This is a genomic window from Butyricimonas faecalis (genome assembly GCF_003991565.1).
GTDB classification, from domain to species: Bacteria; Bacteroidota; Bacteroidia; order Bacteroidales; family Marinifilaceae; genus Butyricimonas; species Butyricimonas faecalis.
Genome location: NZ_CP032819.1, coordinates 289592 through 314909, shown reverse-complemented (window position 1 = coordinate 314909; position 25318 = coordinate 289592). Strand labels below are relative to the sequence as shown.

The window sequence follows — 25318 nt, the reverse complement described above, 5'->3', positions numbered from 1 at the left end:
ACTTTGTTAAACATTACTCGAGATTGGCAGAGGGTTGTGGTAAGCTATTCTGCCTTTCTCCTTTATTTATCTATATAAATCACTTTTCCATCCACTGTAATTTCTAAATCGGAAACCCGCTTTATCAAATCAATGATAATCATCATATCATCGAACCGGGGCAACTTACCGGTAAAGAGTTCCTGCCGAACCTCGGCATTCGCATAAAAAACCTGCACGTTATACCATCTTTGCAATATCATAAAAACTTCCTCCACCGTGTGATTATCAAACTGGAAAAAGCCCTCGCGCCAAGAAACGAACACGTCGGTATCCACGTTCCGAATTTCCATCTTCCGGCTCTCCCGGTGGAACAACAACTGTTCGCCCGGTAAAAGATCCCGCTCGTTCCCCGGATTCATACAATCCGTCAACCGCACGTGCCCGCTGCAAAGCGTGGTTAACGCTAACGGAGAATCCGCGTAGGCCGAAATATTAAAAGAAGTTCCCAACACACGCACGCTAAACTCATCCGTCCTCACGACAAACGGTTTATTTTCATCTTCCGTCACGTCGAAATAAGCTTCCCCCCCTCAACTCGACTTCCCGCGTATCGCCACCGAAGGCCACCGGATAGCGTAACTCGGACATCGCGTTCAGCCAAACCTTCGTACCATCTGATAGCGTCAAGGAATATTCTCCCCCTAACGGGGTGCGAATCATGTTATATTCATCGATTGTCACACTATCCTTTTTCTCTTCGTAATAAACCACATTCCCCTTTACTTGGATATTGGAACCTCTTTCCCGAAATTTCATTTCCATCCCTTCGTGCAGATACACTTTTTGACCATTTGCCAAAATCAATTCCGCGTGTTTTCCCCCGGCCGACAAAACAACCGGCACCTCCTCCCGCACTTTCCCCGTGCGATTCATCAGTAAACAAACAAATACCCCGAACAAAACCAGCACGGCTGCAACGTATGGCAACTTCTTTTTCATGCTTCGATTCAAACCATCGGGATACAAACGGTGTTGATTTCGCCTAAAAGCCTCCTCGACATCCACGCTCTCGTATTGCCTGTATTTATGTTTCAACTCAATAGCAGAAGACAATTTCTGATAAAGCACCCGATTCTGGTCACTCTCCCGTAACCATTCTTGCAAGACAAGGTTGTCCTCCTCGGTCAAAGTCCCCAAAACAGACTTAACAATGATACTCCTAATCTTCTCGTTATCCACATTCATACCATCTTACATTTTTCATACATACACACGAAACGAGAAAACGTGCAAATCATTTTCCTGTTTTTTTGAAAAAATAATTTTTACCATTCACAACGAAACATAAAGCACAGATATACAATAAAATACACCCAAAAATCTATACAAAAACACCTTAATTTCACAAACTCCATACCTAAAACACAAGAAATGTAACAAAATGCTATTAAAATGCCATCAAGTTCCCATCATCAAGCCACCCGCTCCCATTCCGCTCCCATTCTCCTCCCATTCCGCTCCTATTATTATAACAAAATATTATACTTGTATTGCAAATATTAACATGGTAATTCATAGTTGATACCTACTTGATCACACGCTAAACGCAACTTGGTAACTTTATTCAAATAGTCCTGACATGTACCTTTTTATGAACCTTCAATGAAAAAAGATGAAGTCAAAAATCACACCAATAGCAAATCACCCCTAAAACATAGAAACTGACAACATTATTTTGGAGTAACTCTTTGCCCCTTCTCAACTGACTCCTGACGGTTTCCTCTGATATTTGAAGCATATCAGCAATTTTTTGATTTTCTTCCCCGTCCAGCTTCAATAAAAAAATCCGGCGACAACGTTCAGGCAGTTTCTGGATGGCTGCATACAACTCTCTATACACCTCTTCCTCCATCATCTCCCGCAAAAAGTCCTCGTCAGATTGTTTCTCAAAACCCTCGATAGAAACAGAATGGGTATCCCTTAAATAATTTAACGAACGATTGCGCACGGCACTATACATGTAAGCATGAAAGGATTTGTCATTTACCAACCGTTTGCGGTCTTCCCACAAACGACAGAAAAAATCCTGCACAATATCTTCCGAGACCTCCCTGTTTTTCGTGAATTTTTTAGAATAAAGTAATAAAGGAGTGTAAAATTCATGAAATAAAGCCGCGTATGCTTTCCTGTCCCCCTTCGACACTCGCTTTACTAATATTCCCATGGATTCCATCATAAATCTGTACTATTGTATCACACCCGTTATTAAAATCGGATCTGTTCAAAATCACCCAACACCGTTGTTAATTTTATTAATTTCTCGCTGCAAATATCAAATTTATAAATAAAAATGACAATCCCCATATATGATGAAAAATAAAGGTTTACCCCCTAATAATGGGGAAAGTTTCAAATTGTTATATAAAACAATGAACCACCCCTCGCGGAGTGGTTCATTGTTTTTTTTACCTACCTGAATAAATTAGTACTCGTCTTCGTTGAAGAAAAAGTCATCTTTACTCGGATAGTCCGGCCAAATATCTTCAATACTTTCAAATATTTCTTCATCATCCTCGATATCCTGAAGATTTTCGATCACTTCCATAGGTGCCCCGGAACGAATGGCGTAGTCTATCAACTCATCTTTTGATGCTGGCCAAGGCGCATCTTCCAATTTTGAGGCTAGTTCTAGTGTCCAATACATAGTTATATCGTTTTTAATGTAGTTTCTTATTTTTGCCGCGAATATATAGTTTATTTCTAATAATACAACCTCTTTTTTTTAATAAGAAGTTATTTAGAAACAATACATCTTATGTATCGCCCTAAGTAACGCAAAACGATCTAAATGGTTACACTAAAAATTATTCGTCATCCGAGAAGTGGATCAACACTTTCCGATACGTGTTGAATATCTTTGCTTTAGAAACAAAGCCGATGTATTTGTGATCTTGAAGAACAGGCAGGTTCCACGCTTTCGTGTCTTCGAATTTTTTCATAACCACCTCCATGGAATCGTTGATGTCGATCACCACGGAAGGCGTCGTCATGAAATCCCGCACGTAAGTTTTCGAATACAATTCCTGGTTAAACATCACGTTGCGAATGTCATCCAACAAGACGATCCCCAGTAATTGCTGGTTGGAATTCAAAACAGGAAACAGGTTCCGGCTTGATTTGGAAACCACTTTTACCAGATCACCTAAGGTCGCGTCGACCTCGATCGTTTTAAAATCCGTTTCCACCACCTTGTTCAATTTCATCAAGGTCAACACGGCCTTATCTTTGTTGTGTGTCAATAAATCTCCCTGCATGGCCAAACGACGGGCATAGATGGAATAAGGTTCCATCCCCTGACTGGTCAAGTAGGAAATAACCGAGGTCAGCATCAGAGGCAGGAATAAGGCGTAGCCTCCGGATATCTCGGCGATCAAGAACATGGCTGTCAACGGGGCTTTCATGACCCCGGACATCGTTCCCGCCATGCCTGCCAAGACGAAATGACTGGGTTCCACGATACGGATTCCACTCATGTTAATCAACATTGCCAACAAGTAACCGGCAACTCCGCCCGTGAAGAGGCTTGGTGCAAAAACACCACCAACACCCCCACTACCATTGGTTAAGGCCGTGGCAATCACTTTGACGAATGTCAAACCGACCACGAAAAGAATCATCATCCATGCACTATCTCGAAAATCGAAGAAATAGGTATTATTCAATAATTTGTCGGAATGCCCGGCCATCATGTCATCCAAGGCCGTGTAACCTTCACCATAGAGGGGGGGGAAGACGAAAATGATGACACCTAACAAGATGCCGCCGAGAGCTATTCTTTTCCACGTATGTTTGATACGCCCCAAGAATTGTTCCACCCGAAGATTCATCCGAACGAAATACACGGACAAGATCCCGGCAAAGATTCCCAGTATCACGTAGTAAGGGAAATTGGCCATCACGAATTTATCCGTGATCTGATAGGAGAACACGAAACCATCGCCCATGAGGAAGAAGGTGACCACGTACGAGGTGATGGCCGTGAACATCAACGGTACCAATGAAGCCATCGTCAAGTCAAGCATCAAGACTTCCATCGTGAAGACGATTCCGGCAATCGGGGCTTTAAAGATCCCGGCAATGGCCCCTGCCGCACCACAACCGATCATCAGGGTCATCACTTTGTAGTTCATCCGGAAGAGACGTGCCAAGTTCGAACCGATGGAAGCTCCCGTCAACACGATGGTGGCCTCCGTTCCTACCGACCCTCCGAAACCGATGGTCAGGGTACTGGCAATCATCGAAGTGTAGTTGTTGTGCGGCTTGATGATACTGTTGCGACGGGAAATGGCGTACAACACTTTCGTCACGCCATGGCTGATCTCTTCTTTCACGAAGAATTTTACAAATAGTGTTGTCAGCAATATTCCGATAAAAGGATAGATAAAGAAAAACAAGTTTCCACTGTCCACCTGCATCCGTTCCGTGAAAAACATGTGGGTAAAATGTACCATATTTTTCAGCACGACTCCCGCCAGTCCGGTAACAATACCGACGAGGATGCTTAACATGACAATAAATTGCTTTTCCTTGATGTAGCGGACGCGCCACACCAGAAATTTCCCCAATATCCCCTTTTCGTTAATTGCCGTCATGATTCAAAAGTGTATCAAACTATTTTTTCATTATACCTTTTATTGAACCATATCGCGGGTAGAAATCAATGGAAATACCTTCATTATTGATGACATCCAAAGGGAATTGTTTGATAAATCCGAGTTGTGGTATGACACAACGAACGGTCATCACGGTCTCTTTCCCTTTCAACAAACACAGGTCGGCAACGGCCGGTTCGCGATAAGAGAGAGAGGGAACCGGACGGGTGTTTCCACCCTGTTGGGCATCTCTTTTCGGAACGTAGATATTTTTTAATTCAACGATGTAGGGGATAGCAGACACGTTGTTCTTGGCCGTAATCCCGTCGTTCGCGGAGAAACGGAACAAAACGGTTGACTCGTCGGCTTTTTCCGGGACAAAAGAGATGGTTTTAACCACTTCGCGGGTTTCTCTTTTTCCCATGAACAAACTCATGTAATTTGCCTCAAGCGCATCGAGCGCTTTTAGGGCCTCCGCCGTGGCCGAGCCTCCGGCTAGTAATTCCAGTCGCTTTTCGCGAATATTGAATATCTCTGACGTAATCTCGTCCACGTAATCTTTGTGTTCTTTTAATACATGACGTTCAATCGGGTCCCATACCCGGCGAATCTCGCCCTCGACTTCTATCTCCGTGAAATTGGAGTCAAGTACTTCCTTTTGAGTGGAGCGAATACCGAAATACACGTAATTAATGCCTGAACCCACACTTTTCTCCTTTTCCTCGTAAACGATATTTTCGTCAGGAGTCCGGTTCGTACTACCACTTCCCACGCCGGCTAAAAAGCCTTCGGGAGTTACATTCAATAAAATAGAGTTATATTCTCCAACGGCGTTCACGGTATAAGAGGCTTTCGGATCAGGCAAAGCCCGCGGAATGAATTTGATGTTTTTGATTGTCCACTCTTCGCCTTCACTCGTGATCTCCGGTGAGATACCTAACTGTTGTTCGGCATATTGCCTGAAAGGCCCCGGTATCAAACGAGTACATTCCATGGTGACGACCACGTCATAACTGATTTTTGGCAAGGTATAATCGATTGACACTTGTGTGGTCAATTCTCTCTTTTTTTGTCCCGAAACAGACAGGGATACGAGTCCCACTAATCCAATTATAAAAAACAACTTTTTCATTTTTCTATCGCTGTTTAGCCATATTATATGTTTCCATTTTTTTCCACACCAAGCCCAATTTTTCGGCAATGTCCCCGGCACGCGTTCCTCTCATCCCTTGCTCTTCCGCCGCCAAATCGCCGGCCAGACCATGGGCATATACCCCGATGATAGCCGCGTCTAACGGAGCATGACCGCTTGCCAGTAAAGCCGCAACAATACCCGTCAACACGTCTCCCGCCCCTCCTTTGGCCATTCCCGGGTTGCCTGTCATGTTAAAATAGCATTCGCCCTCCGGGGTGGCTATAATCGTATGTGCACCTTTTAGCACGACGTATATTCGGTGTAGACGTGCAAAGGTGCTTAATTTATTTAATCTATCAAAATCATTTACACTTTTTCCTGCTAATCTTTCAAATTCTTTCGGGTGAGGAGTCAGCACCGCTCCCTCCGGAAGAAGTTCCAGTAACCCGGGATTCGACGCCAACAGATTCAAGGCATCCGCGTCCAACACGATTTTTCCTCGCCACACGGATAACAGTTGACGAATTCCTTCTGCCGTGACGGGTGAAGTCCCGATTCCCGGACCAATCCCCACCGCCTGGACACGGGACAGATCGTCCACGCCGGAAAAATAGAATTCATTCCGATCGACCTCAACCAAGGCTTCCGGCACGGAAAGATGAATCATTTCTTTCAACTTGCGGGGAACATGCATGGAAAGCAATCCTGTTCCGGACCGGATAGCCCCCTTGGCCGATAAGACGGCAGCCCCCATCATGGAATAAGAGCCCGCTATTAATAAGGTATTACCCAATGTTCCTTTATGAGAAAATTTTCCCGGAATCAATAACCGCGAGGCAACCGCGTCTTCTGTCAGATAATAATAGGTAGCCGGATACTCCCGCAATATCACCGGATGCAAGCGGATATCCAATATTTCCCAATGCCCCACGTAAAGTACATTTTCCGGGAACATAAAGGCTAATTTGGGGAATTGAAACGTGAAGGTGTAATCAGCTTTTATGATCGCCCCGTTATTTTCCCCGTTATTCTCGCCCATCAAACCAGAAGGGATGTCGATGGCCACAACCGAATGGGGCAAATCGTTTACCCGATGAATGACATCTCCCAAGAATCCCGTTACCGGACGATTTAGTCCGGCCCCAAAAATGGCATCTACCAGCACGCTATTTTCATCCGGTTGCCAATTATCCGCATTTTTCACCTCGATACAACATCCTCCCATATCCATGAAGCGTTTCCTGTTCACGGCACAATCCGGGGAGAGATTATTGTCCCCATGAAAATCGAAAACCTTGACATTCAATCCTTTTTGAAATAACAATCTTGCCACGACATAGCCGTCTCCCCCGTTATTTCCGGAACCGGCCAAAATGTTAAAAATATGGCTATGGGGGAAAAAAATCAATAATTTTTCTGTAAACACGGAAGCCGCCCTTTCCATCAAATCCAACGATGTTACCGGCTCATTCTCAATCGTATATTTATCCAATTCCCGTAAATCCGAAGTCTTGAAAATTTTATTATTCTTCAACATGCCTATAGGTTTCAAACGTTTTCAATGATTAAAGATAAAAAAATAATTTATATTTGCAGACTATTAGCGTGAACAAAAAAATTTAATTATTTACCAATACAAATTAAAAACAAAAGTTATGTTCAAAAATCATCCTAAAGGGTTGCTCACCGCGGCTCTAAGTAATATGGGAGAACGTTTCGGCTATTACATCATGAATGCCGTATTAGTGTTGTTCCTATGTTCTAAATTTGGTTTGAGCGAAGCCGCCAGTGGTACCATTTATTCTTTCTTTTACGCTGGTATTTACATTTTAAGCCTTGTCGGAGGTCTTATTGCAGACCGCACGCAAAACTACAAAGGGACTATTAAGACGGGTCTTGTAGTTATGGCAATAGGATATATTATCCTATCCGTTCCAATCCTCGCGACATCGCAAAATACAACCTGGTTATTGACTCTTACTTGTGTTGCCTTGTTTCTTATTGCATTTGGTAACGGTTTGTTTAAAGGTAACTTACAAGCCATCGTGGGTCAAATGTATGATAATTTTGAAGCAGAGGCTGCAAAACAGGGTCCGGATGCTCTCAAGATCGCAAAAGACAAGAGAGATTCAGGTTTCCAGATTTTCTATGTATTCATCAACGTGGGTGGTTTAATTGCTCCGTTCATTGCTCCGGTTTTACGCCAATGGTGGTTGGGTGCAAACGGGTTATCTTATAATGCACAGCTTCCGGCACTTTGCCACGAGTACATTAATAATGCTGCAGCCATGGCACCCGATGCTCTTGCCAACTTACAGCAACTTATGACTGCTGCCGGTGGAGCGATCAACGATATGACAGCTTCTTGTCTTCAATATCTGCAAATTTTCAATGAAGGTATTCACTATTCATTCATTGCCTCTGTTGCAGCCATGCTTATTTCTCTTGTCATTTTCTTTGTTTCACAAAAAACATTCCCGAATCCGGCAAAGAAAGCTACCGCACAGAGTGTAACCTACACGCCAGAGGAAAAAGCTGCTATGGCTAAAGAAATTACACAAAGAATGTACGCCTTGTTCGCTGTTTTGGGTATCGTTATTTTCTTCTGGTTCTCATTCCACCAGAACGGAATGTCCCTTTCATTCTTCGCCCGCGATTTCGTAGACTCTTCTGCAGTCGCTCCTGAAGTATGGCAAGCGATCAACCCGTTTTTTGTTATCGTCCTCACGCCGATTATCATGGCTATTTTTGGATTCCTTGCAAGATGCGGTAAAGAGATTTCAACCCCTAAAAAGATTGCCATCGGTATGTTCATCGCAGGTTTGGCATTCTTGTTCCTTGCTGTTTTCTCCATCATGAAAGGTTATCCTTCTGCAGATGCATACAGAAATCTTCCTATTGCAGAACAAATGGCAACAAAAGCTCACTGGTGGGTTCTTATCGTTACTTATTTCTTCTTAACCGTTGCAGAGTTATTTATCTCTCCGCTTGGATTATCATTCGTATCAAAAGTTGCCCCCAAGAGTATGCTTGGTTTGTGCCAAGGTTTATGGCTTGCTGCCACGGCCCTCGGTAACCTTCTACTTTGGATCGGTCCCCTTATGTACAACTCATGGCCAATTTGGCAGTGCTGGTCAGTATTCTTGATCGTATGTCTTGTATCTATGGGCGTTATGCTTGGTATGGTAAAATGGCTTGAAAGAGTGACAAAATAACCTATTTATCAAGATATAAAAAAAGAGTTCAGAAATTCTGAACTCTTTTTTTATATCCTCAATCGACTCTTAAAAATTTATCTGAAATCCTACTCCCAATACTTCCTTAAATTGTACTCTCGGACCCGCGGTTCCGTCTTCTTGAGCGATCTTTACGTCATTGTCATACAACAAGTTTGTAGATAACGTTGTTGAAAACCATTTGTTGATGGCCATATTTAGTTGTACCTCCCAGCGAACATCTATGTTCTGAGGGTCTTTCAAGTAATTGGCATATAATTCCAAACGAGAATAAATTTTCATGTTCGGCAAAAATTCGTGATTCACTTCAGCCTTCAAGTTTGCACCGAATTCAGACAACAAATGCTTTCCTTTATCTACACCGAAAGCTCCTTCATCCGATAAACGACGGTTAGCTACAATAGTTCCCCGCCAAAAAGCCGGAGTAAAAGAGGCTGTAAATATTTTACTCGGGCTCCATGTAATACCGGTACCAAATATCAAATATCCCGGAGCCATAAATTTTGAAATAAAGTCTGAATCTTCAATATTGTAATCATATCCTTTCGCGAATTGCGTGTTGAAGTTCAATAGAGCACTCCAATAAAGTGTTTTGTAGACCTGATACCCGTATGTGGAAGCGAAGTATATCTTATCATTTGTTTTCCGGGCATCCTTACCGTCATTTTTCGTCAAACCGTATCCCAGTTCCAAACGATTTTGCCATAACTGGCGATCGCGTTTAAAATCGGCACTATAGGTTATCTGGCTATCAAATGCCAAGGCGGATTCACCTCCGGCAGACCAACTGCTCAGACTGACTTGGGTTAATTTTAACCCGAAAAAACCGGCTTTTGTCCACGCCGTATCTCTTACCGGTTGCGCGCTCAGTTGTCCTAAAATCAATGAAAATAGGGCAATAATAAAAAATCTTTTCATCATACTCACGTTAAATTATTTAGGTTTAAATTATAATATCTTTTGATTGATACATGGAAAAATAACCCGTATTTATTATAAAAAAAGCAGGTTATTTCCTAACCTGCTTTAGAAGAAGTTTTTTTCGCTTACATTTTAGCACATAGTTCGGAGATTTTCACAATCACATTGACGATTTTTTCCATGGAAGAGACGGGTATATATTCGTATCGTCCATGCCCGTTATGTGCCCCATTGGATAAATTCGGTGTGGGTAATCCCATAAATGATAATTTCGAGCCATTCGTACCCCCGCGAATAGGAACAATCAAAGGTTTAATTCCCAGTTCTGCCATGGCCTGTTTGGCTATTTCCACGATATATCTTACCGGCTCCAAGCATTCTTTCATATTTGCATACTGGTCCTTCATTTCCAGAAGTACCGGTAAATCATATTTCTTTGAATATTCCCGGACACCGTTTTCAATGACATCCTTTCTCCATTCAAAACGTTTTTTATCAAAATCACGAATCAATATTTCCAGCAAGGTTTCTTCGACCGTCCCTTTGATGGAATAAATATGAAAGAATCCTTCGTAACCGGAGGTGTATTCCGGAGCATCCTTTTTAGGGAGGCTGGCCATGAATTCATTCGCCACCTTGATGGAATTGACCATTTTATTCTTGGCATATCCGGGATGGAAATTACGTCCTTTAAATGTCAAACGGGCTAAGGCTGCATTAAAGTTTTCACACTCCAGCTCACCGATCTCTCCGCCATCCAAAGTATAGGCGAATTTAGCCCCGAATTTTTTCAGATCGAAATGATCAACACCTTCTCCGATTTCCTCGTCCGGTGTAAAACAAACTGCTATACGTCCATGCTTGATTTCCGGATGTTGAATCAAATATTCCATCGCCGTCAGAATTTCGGCAATTCCCGCTTTGTCATCTGCACCTAAAAGCGTGTTACCATCCGTAACGATCAAATCCGTACCGACATAATTCATCAGTTCCGGGAAATCATCCGGTGACAACGTGAATCCCTTTTCCTTGTTCAACAACACGTCATTTCCCCTGTAATTTTCGATAATTTGAGGTTTCACGTGTTTACCCGTCATATCGGGACTGGTATCCATATGAGCGATAAATCCTATTGAAGGACTCTCTCTATCAGCATTCGCAGGCAGAAATCCCATGACATACCCGTAATCATCCACGGCAACATCCTGCATTCCTATTTGCTGCATCTCCTCGCAAAGAAGATAGGCAAACTGCAACTGTCCCGGGGTACTCGGAACTAAACCTGTCTCCCGATCCGATTCCGTGTGAATCTTAGCATACCTGATAAAACGCTCAACTACTGGCAACATAAAATAATTTAAGATTTATGATTTATGATTAAGTGATTTATAATCCCGTAACGTGAATCACGCAATCATAAATCACCCAATCATCAATTAGTAAGCTCTCGCTATCAACACCCTCTTATGAGAAGGTTTACCTGTTACCATACATTTACCCTCCTCGTCGGGAGAATCGAATGGGATACAGCGGATGGTTGCTTTCGTTTCGTTCTTGATCAGTTCTTCCGTTTCCGGGGTTCCATCCCAATGACACAGGAAGAATCCACCTTTCGTGTCCAACAAAGTTTTGAATTCCTCGTAAGAATCCACTTTCGTGATCAATTTAGAACGACGTTCCAAAGCCAACTTGTATATATTTTCCTGAATTTCCTCCAACAAAGTCTCGATGTGCTGTTCCACGCCTTCCAATGGCAACGTTTCTTTGGTCAAAGTATCGCGACGAGCCACCTCAATCGTACCGTTCTCAAGATCGCGCTCTCCCATAGCCAGACGTACCGGAACTCCCTTCAGCTCGTAATCGGCAAATTTCCAACCCGGCTTTTGCGTGTCACGATCATCGAATTTCACGCTGATTCCCGCGGCCTTCAATTTATCCATCAACCCGCTAACTGTTTGACGAATTTTTTCCAATCCTTCCAGACTTTTATAAATAGGCACGATAGCCACTTGTAGCGGAGCCAATTTCGGGGGTAATACCAAACCGTTGTCATCGGAATGTGACATGATCAGCGCTCCCATCAAACGGGTTGAAGCTCCCCATGAGGTTGCCCATACATATTCCTGTTTTCCTTCCTTCGTGGTAAATTGTACGTCAAAAGCCTTCGCGAAGTTCTGTCCCAAGAAATGAGAAGTTCCAGACTGAAGAGCTTTTCCATCCTGCATCATCGCCTCGATTGTTAACGTATCCAATGCCCCGGCAAAACGTTCCGTTTCACTCTTATGGCCCATAATTACCGGCATAGCCATCCATTTCTCGGCAAATTCGGCATACACTCGAATCATTTTTTGAGCCTCCTCAACCGCTTCCTCTTTCGTCGCATGAGCCGTGTGTCCTTCTTGCCACAAGAATTCGGCAGTACGCAGGAACATACGCGTACGCATTTCCCAACGCATCACGTTAGCCCATTGATTACAAAGGATAGGAAGATCACGATAAGACTGTATCCAATTTTTATATGTATTCCAAATAATCGTTTCGGAAGTCGGACGAATAATATATTCCTCTTCCAGTTTAGCAGCCGGGTCCACAACTACCCCACCGCCATTCGGATCATTCTTTAACCGATAATGAGTTACAACCGCACACTCTTTTGCAAAACCCTCCACGTGATCAGCTTCTTTTGAAAAGAATGATTTCGGAATCAACAATGGGAAATAAGCATTCGTATGTCCCGTTTCCTTGAACATTTTGTCCAGTTGTTGTTGCATTTTTTCCCATATGGCATAACCGTAAGGTTTAATCACCATACATCCTCTTACAGCTGAATTCTCTGCTAATCCGGCTTTTACGACCAGATCATTGTACCATTGCGAATAATTCTCTTCTCTTGAAGTTAAAAACTTAGCCATCTCATTATTTTTTGATAAAACTGCAGCAAATTTAAAACAAAAACTAGGAAATCCGATTATTATTTTCTATTTTTATAACATAGAAAACAAAAACAAGCCGTATGGCGTGCTTGTAATAGGACAACAACGAATGAATGGTATGCATTTTGTTAGAAGTAAATAAACCAATAGTCAATGAATTTGTCATACAAGAAAGGAATTAATATTATTACTATGAAGATAGCATTATATTTTTCAGCATTAGCAGCCTTATTAGGGGCCTGCGCTTCCTCGCAAAACTTCACGCTAGCGCAGGAAGATGATATCTACTATGTTCCTGGTAAACGTTCCCTCTTCGCTCAAGAAGTTAAAGACAAGACTGGAGTGGACATTACCTCGAATACTTCTTCTAGTTCTCAAATCAGCAAAAACACGACCAATGATAAAGTTTATCCGAAGGAAATAGATAACAGTGTAAACCCGAAATCTTATTCCATCGGAATGGCTCGTTATGCAACCGAAAAACAGGTGCAAAAAGAAGAGGCCAGAACCGGACAAACGGTTAACCGAGTTGCAGTCCCGGCCAATGACGGGTACTGGATCGGAGGCTTTAAAGGCAGTGAAAATGATTTGGAAGAATGTGCGCGGATCATGAATCGTTACCCGGAAGGTTTCGCCTATTTCGGAAACGGGTACGAGATTGCCCAGAATCTTTCGTTTAGTTCCGATTGGAACGTGTACACGATTGACGGTCGCTACTGGTGGTTTCCAAGCAGCTCGAACGTGGGGCTATATTCTCAATTAATTTTCGGTAATTACCCTAAATACATTTGGACCGTGATCTGGAACGATCCTCGTTTTGATAGTTTCGCGTGGAGCAACAACGTAAGTTTCGGCTGGAATCGCTGGGGATGGGGAGCCTCGTTCGGTTGGGGTAACTCTTGGGGATGGGATCCCTACTGGAACAATTATTATGGCTACGGCTATAACCCGTACTGGGGACATTTTTACGATCCATGGGGATGGAATCCTTATTGGAATCACTACTATGGTTATAACCCGCACTGGGGACACCGCCCCGGACACGGACATAATAGACCCAACTGGGGTAACCATCGTCCAGATTGGGGAGGCGCCAGCAAACCGACAGCAACAACTCGGTATGCACCTAGAAAACAATACACAACGAATAGAAATGCCCGATCATACAGCACCTATTCAAAGACATCAAGAAGTTCCGCAACACAATCCAGATCAAATAGCAACCGCTACGAATCGGGCTCAAACTACAATCCATCGCATAATAACTCCAACAATTCATCAGGAAGTTATTCAAGAGGAAGTAATACCGGTTCATACGGAAGGAGTACCACAACTCGTTCTAGCAGTGGAAGTAGCAGTAACGGAGGACGTGTTGAACGTACCAATACCGGACATCGAAAATAAATTTACAGAATCAATATTTAGGATATGAAGATTGTATGTATACTAACACTAATGCTCTTTTTCTCCCTTTTTGCCTCTGCACAAAATGAAGAAGATGCAATTAGATTCTCTCGGATCTTTCCTTTCGGAACAGCTAGATCCGCTGCCATGGGTGGTGCGTTTGGTGCTTTGGGAGGTGATTTGTCCACCTTAAGTACAAACCCGGGAGGAATTGGTGTATTTAGAAAATCAGAGGCTAGTTTCACGTCAATGCTTGACTTTGCTCATGCAAAAACAGGAAAGTTTGATTATGAAAAAAACATGTATTTATTGGGAGATTTAGGTTTTGTTCTGTCATTCACACCCATGAGTGACAAGTGGAAAAACGTTAATATCGGTTTCAATTACACCAATCTAAATAATTTCAATAAAAACATATATCAAGGTAATTTTATATCTAAAGGTTCTTCCCTGATTGATGTGTGGAAAGCGGAGGCAGATGGAAAACCTACAAGCGATTTAAATCCATTTACCACAAGATTAGCTTATGATGCCTACCTTCTTAATTTACCGGAAGGAAGTAAGGACAATATATACGATATTCCAATAAATAACACTCACTCCGTAGAAGAGTTGAAGTACACGAAAGAGAGAGGGTATCAGGCTGAATACGCTATTTCTGCCGGAGCGAATTACGATGATAAATTTTATTTTGGTGCCACATTAGGAATTCAATCCCTTCATTTCAAATCTTATTCACATTACACGGAATGGGTTGTAGGAGATGGTATTGATAGCAAATTAAAAGGCTTCACTTTTGATCAAGATTTCACTACCAGTGGTACCGGCGTAAACTTTAAATTCGGAATGATTTATCGTCCTATACCGGCAATACGCATCGGAGCAGCTATTCACACTCCAACATATTACAATTTAGACGCCTATGCCATGAATTGGGTTTCATCGGAGTTTGTAGAGCTTCCGTTTGAAGGAGCTGATCTAGGAAACGATTTGAAGTACGGAATGTATCAAGAAGCCGATTATTCCTACAAATTAAAAACCCCATGGAGAGTGATAGGAAGTCTTGCAACTGTTCTCGGACAAAGAGCCATTATCAGTGCTGATTATGAATACATTGATTATACTTCAGCTAAATTCACCAATAGTGGTTCCGGTAACGAGTATGTCGCGACGAATGATGCCATAAAAACTATTTATAAAAGCACTCATAATTTCCGTTTCGGAGCCGAGTATCGATTCAATAGTTTATTTTGCGCACGAGGAGGTTATGCTTATTCTGCCTCGCCCTATACGAAAGGGGAAATGAATGAAAAGAATAACGTTCAAACAATCACGGGTGGTCTGGGATTAAATTTCGGTGTATTCTACGCGGACCTTGCTTATCTTCACAAGAATTCCAAGCTAAACGGTCTATTCTATTACTATGAAACTTCAAAAGGGGAAGTAATTGAATCCCCCGAATTTCAGACAAAATTCAAAGACAACGAATTCAGGCTAACATTAGGAATCAGATTTTAATAAACAAGAACGGGGACTTTTGATTAGGTCCCCGTTCTTGTTTTGCCATCAAGCAAATTATTTTTTCATCTCAAATCCTAAAAGAATCTCATCATACCCATCCATTAGTGAAGTGGTCGTTTTATTTGATTTCTTCAAAGCAGAGGATAATACACTGATAAAGTTCATAAGCTTTTCCGTATTGAAAAGTAATGACACCTGTTCTCCCGATTTCACCAACTGCACTTCCACGCTTTTCACCGTGATCGTTTGTGCCAACATATAACGTAATGTCAACACTCTTGTTTTCTCGTCCAAAGAATACGTTCCCTTCAATACCTTTTTCCCAACTGTATTCGTAAACGTACTATCACTGCTAAACGTGTAGCTGAAATTTCCCGGAACAATCCCCAGCTTCGTGTAAATATTCACCATCTTTTTCTCCAATGCCGAAGTTATCAATGAACCACTCGCTTCTTTCAACAAATCTCCACTCGTCATTTTACAAGCAGGCTCCACGTACTTCCAAGTTCCTTGAAGATCCGAAAATTTAATCACATTACCTGTTACAAGATTCACCACGTCCTTCACCTTCGATGAATTCAAAATGTCCTTTAATGATTGGGCTTGTACCAATTGTACTCCTCCAAAACACATCAACACACAACAAATTGCAATAACTCGTTTCATAAATATAATGTTTAATTTAAATACAAAAGCCTGTCTATCAGACAGGCCTCTATTCGAGCCAATTTGGGGACTCGAACCCCAGACCTACGCATTACGAATGCGTTGCTCTACCAGCTGAGCTAAATTGGCGATAACGGGTGCAAATGTACGACTATTTTTGTAATTTGAAAACGATAAACCAATTTTTTTCAACTCAAAACCGCACATTTTTTATACCCGCATAGTTACATTTTAATTATCAATAAGATGAAAAGAGGATTGCCAACCATTATTTTCTAACAGACTTCTAAATATTTTGTTAAAATAGTATTTAAAGAAATCATAAACCTTTTTTTTATCATGGTACATCCATATTATATGTCTATTTTTGTTTAAATCAGAACAACAACATATAATATGCAACTTCATATCTACAAAATAATCTTCCTTTTATTCACGCTGGCCATGCCCGTGACAATATATGCTCAAACACAAAAGAAAGACACGACTAGAAAAAGTACAACCACAATACCCGAAAAAAAGATTACCAAATACACGCTAAAAGGTATCGTAACAGGAGAGACTGATGACGAAACTTTGCCAGGTGCACACATTTATGTTGGCGAAGATAAAAAACCAACAACCGTAACCAATGCCATGGGAGAATTCTCCCTAACAGACCTCCTTCCAGGAGAGCTGGTCATTACCGCTTCCTTTGTCGGTTATCAAGCTACAAGCAAAAAATATCTGGTAAAAGCAGACACCAATGTCGGAATAATTAAATTACTTCCGGAAGTATTAGAAGAAGTCGTTATTACAGCCAAACCACCTTTGATCATTCAGAAAGGCGATACAACAGAATTCAACGCAAATGCATTGAAAGTCCCGGAAGATGCCGAATTGGAAGACCTGTTGAAAAAACTACCCGGCTTTCAAATTGTCGACGGGAAATTAATGGCAAACGGGGAAGAAGTCAAGAAAATCTATATTGACGGAACCGAATACTTCCTCAGCAATCCGATGGCTGCACTCCAGACACTTCCGGCAAGTCTCGTTAACAAGATAAAAATGTTTGACGGGAAAAGTGAAGAAGCTGACTTTTCAGGATACGACGATGGAAAAAGATTCCGGTCATTAAACATTGAAACCAAGAATCCCAACCAGTTGAAAGTATTCGGTAAAGCCAACCTTGGACACGGCATTTCAGAAAACTTAGAAAATTCATTTAAAGACAATAACTACAATCTAGGCGTTTCAGCTAATGCCTTTAATAAAAAGCAAAAATTCTCCATACAGGGAAGCTTACGTAACACCAATCAAGGTTCCGAACTTCCTAATGCACAATACCACGGGAAAGGTGGGAACAATCGAGGAAAAAATTACTCCATGGACTTCGCCAACACGTTCAGCAAAGGTACTGATATCGGGGGTAGTTACAATGGTAGCAACAACGAATCTTATTCTGCTAGCTCCCGTATTCAGGAATATTTCCCTTCTGAAAGCTTCCAGAGTAACATTTACAATTCAGAATCACATTCCTGGTCTGAAAGTTCAAGTCATAACGTGAATACCCGTTTTAACTACTCCATGAACAAGAAAAACAGGTTCTACTTCACCCCCTCTTTTTCATTTAGCCAATCAGATAGCCGATCATTGAACATGAATAGCAATATTCAAGATAACGATACGATAAATATCACGAACAGCAAAAATCAAAGTCATAGTGAAAATCGTTCTTTCGGGGGTAATTTCTCGTGGATGCACGCTTTCCAGAAAACAGGCCGAACATTAACTCTAAACGGAAATATAAACATCAGTAAAAACAAAAACAATAATACACAACAAGATAGCAGTATTATAAATAAAAGAGACACGTTACGTAATCTTATTAACACTTCCGAAGGAATATCAAACTCATACACGGCATCTATTTCTTATTCAGAACCATTAACTGAAAAAGCCCGATTATCATTCAATTACTCATTCAGTTACAACAAGAATAGTTCGGACAAAGAAAGCATGTCATATAAAGATGCACTTTTCACGGAAGTCATCGGTATCGACACGGCCTTAACCAATAAAACCAGTACCATAAGAACAAGTAATAACCTGGGCATCCGTTATGGATACAATCAAGAAAAATTCTATTTCAATGCCGGAGGCTCAATCAATTTATCGAGAGAAGAAAACAGATACGAATACTTGAATGCACCGGACTCAAACGTGAGAAATAATTACCTGAATCTTTCTCCTCAAATAAATTTCAGCTATAGATTATCCCAAAGATCTAGCATGACTTTTTACTATAACGGGAATACAAATTCCCCTAGAGCCGAGCAATTACAAGACATTCTTGATGTGAGAGACCAATTAAATATTTCAACAGGAAATCCCAATTTGAAAAAAACATTCTCACAATCGGCCTCAATGTCCTTTAGCCGAAATATTGTAAGCGAAGAGAATTTCAGTTTCTTAAACGTAAATATCAGTTTCCGAAATTCATTCAACAATATTGCCACGGCAACCCAATTTATCTCAAAAGACACGGTTATCAACGGTTACCAGATATTGCAAGGTGCACGACTCACACGTCCCGTAAATTTGAACGGACAATGGGGACTTTCCATGAACACCAGTTATTCCTTTGAAATCAAGTCCTTAAAATTAAGATTAAGTCCTTCTTTATCTTACAATTATTCTCGAACACCTTCAATCTATGACAATATAAAGAATTTGACGAATTCCCATAACGCATCATTCGGCCTAAACATTAGTAGTAACGTATCCGAGAATTTGGACTATAACGTATCTTCTCGCACCTCTTACTCCAATTTGACAAGCACGACCACGGATGGCTCCAGTTCTTTCTCTCAAACAGTCAACGCAAATGCCAAATGGGTGTTCTGGAAAGAATTCATCCTTGCCGGAGATTATTCATATAGCTACACGCTAAGTAAAAAAGGCGGAAACGTGAACCAATCCAACAGTCTTCTAAACATGGAGATCGGGAAAAAATTCTTGAAAAGAAAACAACTTCAAGTCAGATTCAAAGCAATGGACATCTTACGTCAAAGAAACCTACTGAATTACAGCATTCAAGACCTGTACACACAAACCAGCTACAGCACGAATGAGCGGAATTACTACATGTTAACCGTTTCCTACCGCTTTAACTCCATTGGTAAAAAGAAAGAAAGAAGAGGTCCGGAAGAAACACCGCCTCCCGGATTCTTTTAAAAATTTAATACTCAATACATACAACGCAGCCTTATCCGTTCCCGTATCTGAGCTGGGGATAAATCCGTCTCAACCTTTATTTTATAGCTCCTTCCCGGAATTATATCTATATAATTATCCGAAAAGAAAGTCGATACTCCCGGAATATAGAACATGACATTACAAGCCAATTTATTTGAAGAAACCTGAATAAACTTCTCACCATTCTCCTCCATGGCCTGTATAGAGAAATGAGGTACCGGTAAATCTAAATCCTTATGATACACGCAATAAACATTCTTTTCATCCAAGACCTGACCACCTTGTAAACGTACCACAAGTACCACCTCTTTCTCCGAACTTCCCACAAGCAACGAATCCCGGTTCAATTTCCACAAAACAGTCGAAGTGTTCGCCGGTATATTTGCTCCTCTTTGAGTCAAAAAAATGAGATTACCATAAAAATCAAGAACCTTAATACTCAACATCCCACGAGTATCCTCCAACCTATCACTCACGGCATAAACAGCTAACGAATCCCCCTCCCATTTCGGAGCTACGATCACCTCCTTAAAGCAATCCCGCATCACGTAATGTGCCGCTTTCCATTCATGGTAATAATCCGTCGTCGACCAACTGGCAACAGGCCAACAATCATTGATCTGCCAAATCAGGGAACCCATGCAATATGGCATATTCCGACGATGTGCCTCGATAGCCATTTTCGTAGACAACCCTTGTAACACGTGGGTCATGTAAATAAACTGTTCAAAATTCTCCGGAACCCGGTAATACATTTTCATATAATCCAGAATACGCCCGTTACCGATATAACTCCTCTGGTGTGATTTCATCACCTCCGATTCTATATCGTAATCCTCCGGCAGGGCATACTTTTCTATTGTACTCATCGCCGGGAAGGACTGAAAACCGTATTCACTGCAAAAACGGGTAGTCGCCTCGTCAAAACTCTCCAATGGTCGAAAACCATGCCATACCCCCCAGTAATGCTGATCGCCCGAAGTCGTTCCGTCCAATCCATGCTGATCCGGTTCCGATCCCGCCATCGGCGAGGAAGGCCAGTAATCATCCCCATCCGTGTAATCCTTCACCACATCGGGCAGAATCTCGTGAAAAACGGTATAGTAGGCCTTGAAAACTGTATCCTGTTCCTCCTTCGTGAAAGCATTCTTCCACCCCCATCCCCCCGGCGCACCGTGTCGCCAAGCCAAAGCGTTTTCATTATTCCCACACCACAAAGCAATACAAGGATGATTCCGTATTCGTGTAACATTGTCAATAGCCTCCTGACGCACGTTATCCAAAAACGCTTGATTTCCGGGATACATCGCACAGGCAAACATGAAATCCTGCCACACCATGATCCCGTACTTATCACAGAATTCATAAAAGGCATCATCCTCGTATGTTCCACCACCCCATACCCTGATCATATTCATGTTGGCATTCGCCGCATCCGACACCACTTTCTCGTACAAATCTCGGGTCACACGAGGTAGAAACACGTCATTCGGTATAGCGTTAGCCCCCTTGGCAAACACGGGTATACCATTCAACTCGAAACCGAAAGATTCCCCCCATTGATCCTTTTGTCGAACTAATTTCAACGACCGTAAACCCGTAGTCACCTTCTTTTCCGCCAAGACACCTTCCTCGCTGGTCACCTGAATCGTGAAATCGTACAGATTCTGTTTCCCCAACCCGTTACTCCACCACAAGCGGGGATTCCGGATCACATAAGGTATAGATATCTTATTCTCACCCTTTTTCAATTCCTTTTGCTCCTGCAGCAACACTTTCCCCGCGCTCACAATCGCCATCGTGACATTCTGTTGCTTATCCGAATTCACACAAACCTCCGCGATCAGTTGAGCCTCTTCCTTTGTCACGGAAGGCTGGTGAACAAACACATCCTCCACCTTCACGTCATTCCAAGCCTCCAATACCACCGGACGCCAGATACCGGAAGTCACCAAACGAGGTCCCCAATCCCAACCATAATGGTAAGGAGCTTTACGAGTGTACACGCTAACCCGGTCATCTCCCATCTCTCCCCGTACACTCTGATCATTATCCGCGGGTAACCTCAACCCGTAACGTTCCATTTCCTCCCGTCCCTTAAGAGTCGGGGAAGCAAACACGACGTGCAACTCGTTACGTCCGACCTTCAGTTTACCCGCAACATCAAACCTCCACGTCCGGAACATATTGTCCGTACTTCCTAATTTCTCCCCGTTCAAATATACATCGGCGTAAGTATCCAACCCCGTGAACGTGATCCGTTGATTGACCTTTTCCCCTATTTCCTCCAAAACTGTGAACTCCGTCCGGTACTCCCAATCCTTCTTGTCAATCCATTGCAACTGCAACTCATTCATCCGGTAAAAAGGATCTTCAATCTTCCCGTTGGCCAACAAATCCGTGTGTACCGTACCGGGTACCGTCGCGGGTAACCACGTCCCCGAATCCCTTTGCCGGAATTGCCAACCGGAATTCAGTTCCGTACGAATCTCTTTTTCGGTTGAACACCCGATTATTCCCCAGGTGATACACCCAAAAAACAGCACCCAAACTATTTTATTCATCAGATTTTGGTTCTTGTAAAATATGTTTCGCGAAATTATAACCTAAAGCCTCGTAACGTTGAGTCAACAACTTCGCCCGATTCAAGAAATTGGAATACTCCCTATCAGCCTGCGGGGTCCATGCCACCTCTGCCAAAGCAGCCATACGCGGCAATAACATATATTGAGCATGACTAAAAGTAGTAATATACTCCGCCCACAAATTAGCCTGCACCCCGATGATCTTCTCTCCTTCCTCGGCAGTCAAACCCTCTGTCGGGTCCAAACTGTACACTTTCGCTACATCCACAAAACCACCGATACCAAAAGGTTCGTTATCAATATCTTGAGATTGATAATAATCAAAATAAGCGTAATCATTCGGCACCATCACCACCTCGTTTCCTCTCTTTGCTCCTTTAATACCACCCGTTTTTCCTCTCCACGACATAACGATCGCTGTCTTAGAAACATCCCCCTCCAATATTTCATCCCAACCGATAATTCTCTTGCCCTTCTCCTTCAAATACGCCTCGATCCGGTGAACGGTATAATTTTGCAGTTCCCCTTCTTCCTTCATTTTCTCCTGTTTCATCCGGGCCTGACACTTCTTACACTTTTTCCAAGCATCCCTCGGACACTCGTCACCCCCGATATGGATGATCTCTCCGGGAAACAATTCCGCAACCTCATCCAACACGCCTTCCCAAAACTCAAACGTTTTCTCGTTACCGGGGCAAAATACTTCCGGAAACACGCCCCACATCTGACACACCTCGTAAGGTCCACCCGTACATCCCAATTCCGGATAAGTAGCCAAAGCGGCAAGCGCATGCCCGGGAAGCTCTATTTCCGGAATAATCGTGATATACCGATCGGCAGCATACTGAATAACCTCTTTAATCTCTTCCTGTGTGAAAAAGTACGGTCCGTATGGAGTACCGTCATATTTTCCGGTATTTTTACCAATCACGGTCTGTTTCCGTTGACTTCCAATCTTCGTGAGTTCCGGGTATTTCTTTATCTCGATACGCCACCCCTGGTCATCCGTCAAATGCCAGTGGAACACGCTCAACTTATGCAAAGCCAACATATCGATAAAAGTCTTCACCTCATCCACCGTGAAAAAATGACGACACACGTCCAACATTGTTCCCCGGTACCCTAACCGAGGTTCATCTTGAATCTGTACATTTTGAATCCGAATCCGATCCATCTTCTCCCCTTTCTCCACGCCCACGGGCATCATCTGCCGTAAACTCTGCATGGCATAGAAAACAGCTTTCGAACTTCCGCCTTTTATATGAACGGCATTCTTCTCCACCGTTAAATCATAAACATCCGTTTCCATAGATGGATCGACAACAATATTAATCGCATTTTTCCTAGCCTCCCCGTTCTCCACGGTCAAAGTCTTCCCGAAAGATTTCTCAACCAATGTGCTCATAAAAGTACAAGCCGGTTGCAAATCATCCGCCCCCTTCACCACGTTAATCACTGTTTTCGGGGATAAATAAAAACCGCCATCCGTCACGGTAATACTTTTAGGTTGAGGTATAATATTCACCTCTTGATTCGGTTCGCTGGCACATCCGCCAAGCAACATAATACACAATACTACGATTGAAACGAAACTGATTTTTTTCATAAACGCATTTTTAAACACAACAGCCAAGGTAAGTTAAAATTCGTTCATACACAAATATTTTCGACAAAAACACCTAGATTAAATTATTTACGATTTATGAATTACGATTTCAGATTCCAACTACACGGATTAATATCTTTCAATCATAAATCGTCAATCAAAAATCATAAATTTACAAGCTTCCCTTGGCAACTCACCTCACATACAGCACCTCCTTATCCCTGTATCTTCCCATATCCGAGATAATCACCTTCTCCCCGACCGTCAACCCCTGCAACACCTCCACGTATTCGAAACCACTCTCGCCTAGCATGACCTTTCTCTTTTCCACCCGCTCCCCGTTCACAACCCACAGGTCATAATCTCCCCGCCCCATATAATAAGCTCCTGTTGGCAAACGCAACGTCTCATCCTTCATGGCATGAGTGACGTGTATATCCACTTTCAGCCCTGAACGCAATCGAGTATTACTCTGATCATCCAAGAACACGACAAACTTGATAACCCCGTTATTCACCGAAGGAGTGACATTCCCCACGGTACCCGAAAGCTTCTCGCCACCGATCACCACGTTCACCCGGTTCCCCGCGGTAATCTTATCCGCGTAACTGTCTGCAATCTCTCCCTCCACCTTAAAACTCGACAAATCAGACAATATAGCCAAATTACTTCCCTGCGAAATGGAAGCCCCGACCTGATCGTTAATCCAGGTCAACGTGGCGGAACGAGGAGCCATCACCTGTGCCTCCCCGAGCGTCTTGAACAACAAATCCATGTTTCTCTTGGCAATCTTGTAATCCAACTCCAGCGAACGAATCTCCGACTGTGAAGTGCTCTTTTTATTCTCGTATTTACGTTTCAATTGCTCCAGTTGCATCTGCTTCACCGTGTAATTCAATTCTGCCTCCCGCACCTTTTCCCTCGTACTGGCCCCGATACTATCCAAATAGCGCTCGTTATTCAACGACACCAAAGTTCGTTTCAACATCATCTCGTCAATGTCCACCTGCATCTTCATTTCCGCCAAATCACTCGCTATCGTTTTACGCTGCAAATCCAATTTATTCAATTGCATCTCCAACGACTCCTTCTTTGTCTCATACTCTGTCCGTATCGTTTCCAAATCCAACTGCAACAACGGTTCATCCTTCCGAACCCGGTCACCTGACTTCTTGTACACTTCCAACACCTTCGAAGACACCGGAGAAGTGATAACCTCTTCCGCAAAAGGAACCACCTTCCCCGTGGCATACACGGATACCTCCACGGCCCCCTCGTCCACCACACCGAAATTCACCTCTGCCCCCCGGATCTTGGGTTGAAACATATTCACCAAAAAAGAAAACACCCCCACGCCTATGACCACGATCATAGAAACTTTCACGATCATCTTCCGCTTACGTTGTCTTTTTATCTCCGGAGATATTGCCTGATCCATAA

Annotated in this window: 18 protein-coding genes and 1 tRNA gene; 4 read left to right on the top strand and 15 right to left on the bottom strand. The window is 42.6% G+C overall.

Features of this window, described 5'->3' with window-relative positions; genetic code table 11:
* Positions 1-62: 62 nt before the first annotated feature.
* The 7 genes from D8S85_RS22205 to D8S85_RS01255 all read right to left on the bottom strand — a co-directional run bounded on the left by D8S85_RS22205 (position 63) and on the right by D8S85_RS01255 (position 7306).
* Entirely contained in the window at positions 63-551 is a 489-nt protein-coding gene (locus tag D8S85_RS22205) for a FecR family protein (protein WP_127074725.1), read from the bottom strand.
* A complete protein-coding gene (locus tag D8S85_RS22200) occupies positions 538-1227 on the bottom strand; it encodes a FecR domain-containing protein (protein WP_127074724.1) in 690 nt (229 codons plus the stop codon). Before D8S85_RS22200 ends, D8S85_RS22205 begins: the two co-directional genes overlap by 14 nt.
* 433 nt (positions 1228-1660) lie before the next feature.
* Positions 1661-2206, bottom strand: coding sequence for an RNA polymerase sigma-70 factor (locus D8S85_RS01275; protein WP_158641680.1), 546 nt, complete (start codon positions 2204-2206; stop codon positions 1661-1663).
* A gap of 258 nt (positions 2207-2464) precedes the next feature.
* Positions 2465-2686, bottom strand: a complete 222-nt coding sequence (locus D8S85_RS01270; protein ID WP_009135471.1) for a DUF2795 domain-containing protein — start codon at positions 2684-2686, stop codon at positions 2465-2467.
* A 160-nt stretch (positions 2687-2846) separates the two neighbouring features.
* Positions 2847-4634, bottom strand: coding sequence for a chloride channel protein (locus D8S85_RS01265; RefSeq protein WP_106624457.1), 1788 nt, complete (start codon positions 4632-4634; stop codon positions 2847-2849).
* A 19-nt stretch (positions 4635-4653) separates the two neighbouring features.
* Entirely contained in the window at positions 4654-5766 is a 1113-nt protein-coding gene (locus D8S85_RS01260; protein ID WP_106624456.1) for a DUF4831 family protein, read from the bottom strand.
* Between the two features lie 4 nt (positions 5767-5770).
* A complete protein-coding gene (locus tag D8S85_RS01255; RefSeq protein WP_172726464.1) occupies positions 5771-7306 on the bottom strand; it encodes an NAD(P)H-hydrate dehydratase in 1536 nt (511 codons plus the stop codon).
* A gap of 118 nt (positions 7307-7424) precedes the next feature.
* Between D8S85_RS01255 and D8S85_RS01250 the strand changes: the two genes are divergently transcribed.
* Positions 7425-8984, top strand: a complete 1560-nt coding sequence (locus tag D8S85_RS01250; RefSeq protein WP_106624455.1) for a peptide MFS transporter — start codon at positions 7425-7427, stop codon at positions 8982-8984.
* Between the two features lie 69 nt (positions 8985-9053).
* On the opposite strand, the gene D8S85_RS01245 is transcribed toward D8S85_RS01250, so the two are convergent.
* From D8S85_RS01245 to proS, 3 genes are all read right to left on the bottom strand, one after another.
* On the bottom strand, positions 9054-9923 hold the full coding sequence (locus D8S85_RS01245; RefSeq protein ID WP_172726555.1) for a DUF3078 domain-containing protein: 870 nt from the start codon (positions 9921-9923) through the stop codon (positions 9054-9056).
* A 128-nt stretch (positions 9924-10051) separates the two neighbouring features.
* Positions 10052-11272 carry a peptidase T gene (gene pepT / locus D8S85_RS01240; protein WP_205702827.1) on the bottom strand — a complete coding sequence of 407 codons (1221 nt, stop codon included), beginning with the start codon at positions 11270-11272 and terminating at the stop codon, positions 10052-10054.
* A gap of 90 nt (positions 11273-11362) precedes the next feature.
* Positions 11363-12838, bottom strand: a complete 1476-nt coding sequence (proS, locus tag D8S85_RS01235) for a proline--tRNA ligase (RefSeq protein ID WP_106624452.1) — start codon at positions 12836-12838, stop codon at positions 11363-11365.
* Positions 12839-13051: 213 nt separating this feature from the next.
* On the opposite strand from proS, the gene D8S85_RS01230 reads away from it, so the two are divergent.
* Both D8S85_RS01230 and D8S85_RS01225 read left to right on the top strand, forming a co-directional pair.
* Positions 13052-14263 carry a hypothetical protein gene (locus tag D8S85_RS01230; RefSeq protein ID WP_127074722.1) on the top strand — a complete coding sequence of 404 codons (1212 nt, stop codon included), beginning with the start codon at positions 13052-13054 and terminating at the stop codon, positions 14261-14263.
* Between the two features lie 24 nt (positions 14264-14287).
* Positions 14288-15781, top strand: coding sequence for an OmpP1/FadL family transporter (locus tag D8S85_RS01225; RefSeq protein ID WP_127074721.1), 1494 nt, complete (start codon positions 14288-14290; stop codon positions 15779-15781).
* A gap of 57 nt (positions 15782-15838) precedes the next feature.
* On the opposite strand, the gene D8S85_RS01220 is transcribed toward D8S85_RS01225, so the two are convergent.
* The gene (locus D8S85_RS01220; protein WP_106624449.1) at positions 15839-16450 is read right to left on the bottom strand and encodes a DUF4923 family protein; all 612 of its coding nucleotides are present in this window, start codon (positions 16448-16450) and stop codon (positions 15839-15841) included.
* Between the two features lie 56 nt (positions 16451-16506).
* A tRNA-Thr gene (locus D8S85_RS01215) sits at positions 16507-16579 on the bottom strand.
* Positions 16580-16846: 267 nt separating this feature from the next.
* On the opposite strand from D8S85_RS01215, the gene D8S85_RS01210 reads away from it, so the two are divergent.
* Positions 16847-19666, top strand: coding sequence for a TonB-dependent receptor (locus D8S85_RS01210; RefSeq protein ID WP_106624448.1), 2820 nt, complete (start codon positions 16847-16849; stop codon positions 19664-19666).
* Positions 19667-19677: 11 nt separating this feature from the next.
* On the opposite strand, the gene D8S85_RS01205 is transcribed toward D8S85_RS01210, so the two are convergent.
* From D8S85_RS01205 to D8S85_RS01195, 3 genes are all read right to left on the bottom strand, one after another.
* Complete coding sequence (locus D8S85_RS01205) at positions 19678-22251, bottom strand: beta-mannosidase (RefSeq protein WP_106624447.1); 2574 nt, start codon at positions 22249-22251, stop codon at positions 19678-19680.
* Positions 22244-23878: a beta-N-acetylhexosaminidase gene (locus D8S85_RS01200; protein ID WP_106624446.1), complete on the bottom strand. Its 1635-nt coding sequence runs from the start codon at positions 23876-23878 to the stop codon at positions 22244-22246. The genes D8S85_RS01205 and D8S85_RS01200 overlap by 8 nt, the downstream gene beginning before the upstream one ends.
* A gap of 193 nt (positions 23879-24071) precedes the next feature.
* Positions 24072-25316 (bottom strand): efflux RND transporter periplasmic adaptor subunit, encoded by a 1245-nt coding sequence (locus D8S85_RS01195; protein ID WP_106624445.1) that lies wholly within the window; start codon positions 25314-25316, stop codon positions 24072-24074.
* Between the last annotated feature and the right edge of the window lie 2 nt (positions 25317-25318).

Bases quoted from the DNA above. Each gene is read 5' to 3' on its own strand.
- D8S85_RS22200 (WP_127074724.1), bottom strand. From the start codon at position 1,227: ATGAATGTGGATAACGAGAAGATTAGGAGTATCATTGTTAAGTCTGTT.
- D8S85_RS01255 (WP_172726464.1), bottom strand. From the start codon at position 7,306: ATGTTGAAGAATAATAAAATTTTCAAGACTTCGGATTTACGGGAATTG.
- D8S85_RS01270 (WP_009135471.1), bottom strand. From the start codon at position 2,686: ATGTATTGGACACTAGAACTAGCCTCAAAATTGGAAGATGCGCCTTGG.
- D8S85_RS01220 (WP_106624449.1), bottom strand. From the start codon at position 16,450: ATGAAACGAGTTATTGCAATTTGTTGTGTGTTGATGTGTTTTGGAGGA.
- D8S85_RS01225 (WP_127074721.1), top strand. From the start codon at position 14,288: ATGAAGATTGTATGTATACTAACACTAATGCTCTTTTTCTCCCTTTTT.
- D8S85_RS01195 (WP_106624445.1), bottom strand. From the start codon at position 25,316: ATGGATCAGGCAATATCTCCGGAGATAAAAAGACAACGTAAGCGGAAG.
- D8S85_RS01230 (WP_127074722.1), top strand. From the start codon at position 13,052: ATGAAGATAGCATTATATTTTTCAGCATTAGCAGCCTTATTAGGGGCC.
- D8S85_RS01200 (WP_106624446.1), bottom strand. From the start codon at position 23,878: ATGAAAAAAATCAGTTTCGTTTCAATCGTAGTATTGTGTATTATGTTG.
- D8S85_RS01250 (WP_106624455.1), top strand. From the start codon at position 7,425: ATGTTCAAAAATCATCCTAAAGGGTTGCTCACCGCGGCTCTAAGTAAT.
- proS (WP_106624452.1), bottom strand. From the start codon at position 12,838: ATGGCTAAGTTTTTAACTTCAAGAGAAGAGAATTATTCGCAATGGTAC.
- D8S85_RS01245 (WP_172726555.1), bottom strand. From the start codon at position 9,923: ATGAAAAGATTTTTTATTATTGCCCTATTTTCATTGATTTTAGGACAA.
- D8S85_RS01260 (WP_106624456.1), bottom strand. From the start codon at position 5,766: ATGAAAAAGTTGTTTTTTATAATTGGATTAGTGGGACTCGTATCCCTG.
- D8S85_RS01205 (WP_106624447.1), bottom strand. From the start codon at position 22,251: ATGAATAAAATAGTTTGGGTGCTGTTTTTTGGGTGTATCACCTGGGGA.
- D8S85_RS01275 (WP_158641680.1), bottom strand. From the start codon at position 2,206: ATGGGAATATTAGTAAAGCGAGTGTCGAAGGGGGACAGGAAAGCATAC.
- D8S85_RS01210 (WP_106624448.1), top strand. From the start codon at position 16,847: ATGCAACTTCATATCTACAAAATAATCTTCCTTTTATTCACGCTGGCC.
- D8S85_RS01265 (WP_106624457.1), bottom strand. From the start codon at position 4,634: ATGACGGCAATTAACGAAAAGGGGATATTGGGGAAATTTCTGGTGTGG.